The organism is Natrinema soli (genome assembly GCF_028618695.1).
In genome coordinates this window covers 1-4,104 of sequence record NZ_JAQIVI010000433.1, presented here as the reverse complement: position 1 = coordinate 4,104, position 4,104 = coordinate 1, and the positions used below count along the sequence as shown (strand labels likewise).

Below are 4,104 nucleotides of genomic sequence, written 5' to 3'. Positions count from 1 at the left end.
ACGCCGGTCGCGGCGCTCCGCGCTTCGCGGGCCGCGAACGCGTCGTCCTCGCCGCCGAACTCGAGCAGGTACACGGTCGACTGTCGCCGCGCCTCGAGTATGAGGCTGCCGCTTTTCGCGAATCACTCGCGGACCGCCTATCCGACGTATCAGCCCCTACTACTGACTCGAGGACGGATCTCATCGAAAACGAGCGCTCTGCTATCGCGACGACATGGAATCGCCACGCCCTCCCCGGCCGATTGCTACTCACGGGCGAAGGCCGTCTGCTCACGGCGGCGGAGTCGCCGACTGTTCACGGGCGCGTAGCGCCCGTTCACATGGTCTGCGAGGCCACGACCTCGCACTATTCGCACGGTATGCGAGACCGCCGGTCTCGCACTATCCGGATGGTTCGCGGGACCGGTGGTTCCGCGCTACCGTTCGCTCGCGCGAATTCAGTCCGCGGTTCGCTTGACGGCGAACCGCGACCCAGCGCGCGCCACCCCGCGTGGTTTTAATTACGGACTAAGAGGGGACGTTGCCTCTGCAAGCAGCTAAAACCGCCCACGTTCTCGTATCGATTTCGGTCGTATATACCGGATATATCAGGTGGCGGCACCAACCTTTATAAACCTTAAATACGTCTTTTTAAGCGACTAATGACGGATCCGAAGGACACCATCAATATCGAAAACGTGGTGGCGTCGACCGGCATCGGGCAGGAACTCGACCTCCAGAGTGTCGCGATGGACCTCGAGGGGGCCGACTACGACCCCGAGCAGTTCCCCGGTCTCGTCTACCGAACCCAGAATCCCAAATCCGCCGCCCTGATTTTCCGATCGGGAAAGATCGTCTGTACCGGCGCGAAAAGCACCGACGACGTCCACGAGAGCCTGCGAATCGTCTTCGATAAGCTCCGTGAGCTCCAGATCCAGGTCAACGAAGACCCCGAGATCGTCGTCCAGAACATCGTCACCTCGGCCGATCTGGGCCGGAACCTTAACCTGAACGCGATCGCCATCGGGCTAGGCCTCGAGAACATCGAGTACGAGCCCGAGCAGTTCCCCGGCCTCGTCTACCGACTCGACGACCCCGAGGTCGTCGCCCTGCTCTTCGGCTCCGGGAAGCTCGTCATCACCGGCGGGAAAAAGCCCGTCGACGCCGAACACGCGGTCGACAAGATCGTCTCCAGGCTCGAGGACCTCGGCCTGCTCGAGTAACGCCGTCAGATTTCTCTCGAGCCGGTGTCGCCGCCACAGTGAGGGAGTCTCGTAGCTAACCGGGCGTTTCGTGCTTTTCGACTCGCTCGTGTCTCTCGGTCCTGTATTCCGACTCTCTGACCGTCTCCGATACTCCTCAGTGGCCGTCCGTTCAGACGGTCCGCTGTACCGATTTCTCGGAAATCGCAGGACGGTTCGCGGCTGCTCCGAAACTGGCGTACACCGGTCCGTCTCACAGCCGCCTCGTCGGTGATCGTTCGAGCGATATCGTCCCGAATCCGCATTCTGCGGACCGCTTCCGTTCTTCACCAGCCGGTAGTGATAGATTACTCGCGTTCTGGGGTCCGCTCCGTTTCTGAACCGTCTCGAGTTCCCGCATCGGTCACCTGGCTCGTCGCCGCTTTGATCGGATTATGAACCGTTCATTCCGGCAATAGCGTGTCCGACTGGCCTGAATCGTGCCATACTCGTCGAAACGACCGGTCGCGTTTATCCGGAGCGCCGTCGCTGACTTTCTCGTGCCCATGACGATCCACCCTGATCGAACGCCGACCGCGTCGGATCGGTTTCGCCTCGGCAACGACGGTGCGCTCGGTCGTCGCCCTCTCCCGCGCGAGACGATCTCCCGCGTCGTAGACAGCGACCGTCGGTGCGAAATCCTCCGCTGCGTGCTCGCGACCGACGATCCGATCCGGCTCCGAACGCTCGTCGGCCGGCTCGCCGACGCCGAACACGACCCGACGGTCGGGACGACGATCCACCAGCTGCGCCAGCGGATCCACACGTCGCTCCGTGAAACCCACCTTCCGCTGCTCGAGGAACACGATATCGTGCGCTTCGATCGGGTGCGGAGCCTCGTCGGCCCGGCGGCGAACTGCGCCGCGTTCGACTCGCTCCTCGAGTTCGACTCGCTCGAGCGACCGATCGCCGCCCGACTCGAGTAGCCCGGGCTCAGATCGATCGGGTGCTCGAGCCTCGACTCGACCAGTCGCTCGAGTCCCGGCTGACCGGCCTACTCGACCAGTCGCTCGATCTCGGTCACCAAAATATCGCTCGCGCCGGCGTTTTTGACCTCGGTGATCGTCTCGAAGACGTTTCGCTCGTTGACGACGGCGTGAACGGCGACGGTCGACTCGTCGTCGGTTTCGTCGGCGATGTCCATGATCGTCGGCCCGCCCAGTCCGGGGATGACGTCGCGGACGTCCTCGAGTCGGTCTCGAGGAACGTTCATCATCAGATAGCGCTTGCCTTCGGCCTGCTTGACCGAGGAGAGAGCGGTCCTGACCTCGTCGATCTTGGGCTCGTCGAGCACGTCGTCGCGACCGAACAGCCGGACGGAACTCGAGAGGACCTCGTCGACGATAGCGAGTCGGTTCATCTTCAGCGTCGTCCCGGTGCTCGTGATGTCGACGATGGCGTCGGCCATCTCGACGTGGGGCGTGAGTTCCGTCGCGCCCGACACCTCGACGATATCCGGCTCGACGCCGGTACCGGCGAAGAAGTCCGCGGTGACGTTCGGGAACTCGGTGGCGACCGTCTTGCCCGCCAGATCCTCGAGTCGCTCGATATCGCCGTCCTCGGGGGCCGCGAGGACGAGTCGGCAGCGCCCGAACTCGAGATCCAGTAGTTCCGAGACGTTGTCCACGCGCGCTTCTCGAACCTGATCGAAGCCCGTAATGCCGAGATCAGCCGCGCCGTCGGAGACGTACTCCGGAATATCGGCCGCACGAGCGAACAACACGGTCACATCGGGGTCGACAGTATCCGCGTAGAGCTTTCGATCCGCTCCGTTCTCGAGGTGGAGGCCCGCCCGCTCTAAGAGGTCGATCGTCGGCTCGTGCAGGCGGCCCTTGTTGGGAACGGCGATTCGCATATGCTGGCACGTTAGCGGCGGGGCGGGAATTGTCTTTTCATCCGACCGACGCCCACCTCAGACCCCTTCTCCCGGGAGCAGCCAGCCCCACTTCCTTGGTGCGTGACCGCATAGCAGCCGGTCGAGAACTGACCGATGGACGACCACGACCGCCGAACCGGGAACGACCCGGAGCCGCCCGATACCGATCGAGACGACGGCGACCGACCGGACCGGGTCGAGCGGTCGCTGCTCGAGGACGAGGCCGACGACGCCGAACGGGGGAGAGACGAAATCCGGGATCGCCAGGAGCGCGAAGGGGACCACGCCGGGCACGGTGAGCACGGCAACGACGGTGGTCACGGTAGCCGCGGTGCTGACGACGCTCGCGGCGGTGGCGGTCACCGCCACGGCGATGGCCACCACGACCACGACGATGGCGGCATGCATGCCGGCCACGAAACGATGTTCCGGCGGCGGTTTTTCGTCTCGACGCTGCTCTCGATTCCCGTCCTCCTCTACAGCGAGACGCTCCAGGCGTGGCTCGGCTTCTCGGTGCCGGCGTTCCCCGGCAGCGAGTGGCTCACCCCCGTCTTCGCGGTGATCGTCTTCGCCTACGGCGGCGTTCCGTTCCTCCGGATGGCCGCTCCGGAACTGCGGGATCGCGCGCCGGGGATGATGACGCTCATCTCGATGGCGATCACGGTCGCGTTCGTCTACAGCCTCGCGAGTCTCGTCGTCCCCACGGAGGCCGCCTTCTTCTGGGAACTCGTGACGCTGATCGACATCATGCTGCTGGGCCACTGGATCGAGATGCGCTCGGTCCGGCGGGCCTCGAGCGCGCTGGACGAACTGGCGAAACTCATGCCGGACACCGCGGAACGGATCACCGACGACGGTGAGAGCGCGGGACCACGTTCCGCGGACGACCGGACGCAGTCCAGTGAAATAGAGGAGGTTCCCGCGAGCGACCTCGAGGAAGGCGACCTCGTCCTCGTTCGGCCCGGCGCGAGCGTGCCGGCGGACGGCGTCGTCGAGGAGGGTGACTCG

5 protein-coding genes are annotated in these 4,104 nt (G+C 64.5%); 4 read left to right on the top strand and 1 reads right to left on the bottom strand.

Features of this window, described 5'->3' with window-relative positions; translation table 11 throughout:
- The 3 genes from PGX04_RS23325 to PGX04_RS23315 all read left to right on the top strand — a co-directional run.
- The coding region (locus tag PGX04_RS23325; RefSeq protein ID WP_273740697.1) for a hypothetical protein at window positions 1-500 on the top strand (500 nt) is incomplete at its 5' end.
- A 141-nt stretch (window positions 501-641) separates the two neighbouring features.
- The gene (locus PGX04_RS23320) at window positions 642-1,202 is read left to right on the top strand and encodes a TATA-box-binding protein (protein ID WP_006092636.1); all 561 of its coding nucleotides are present in this window, start codon (window positions 642-644) and stop codon (window positions 1,200-1,202) included.
- 524 nt (window positions 1,203-1,726) lie between these two features.
- The gene (locus PGX04_RS23315; protein ID WP_273740696.1) at window positions 1,727-2,146 is read left to right on the top strand and encodes a DUF7344 domain-containing protein; all 420 of its coding nucleotides are present in this window, start codon (window positions 1,727-1,729) and stop codon (window positions 2,144-2,146) included.
- Window positions 2,147-2,214: 68 nt separating this feature from the next.
- Here the strand turns inward: PGX04_RS23315 and hisG are convergent, their stop codons facing one another.
- Window positions 2,215-3,075: an ATP phosphoribosyltransferase gene (gene hisG / locus PGX04_RS23310; RefSeq protein ID WP_273740695.1), complete on the bottom strand. Its 861-nt coding sequence runs from the start codon at window positions 3,073-3,075 to the stop codon at window positions 2,215-2,217.
- A gap of 135 nt (window positions 3,076-3,210) precedes the next feature.
- Between hisG and PGX04_RS23305 the strand changes: the two genes are divergently transcribed.
- Window positions 3,211-4,104 (top strand): P-type ATPase actuator domain-containing protein (locus tag PGX04_RS23305; protein WP_465263839.1); only part of this gene is annotated, 894 nt, incomplete at its 3' end.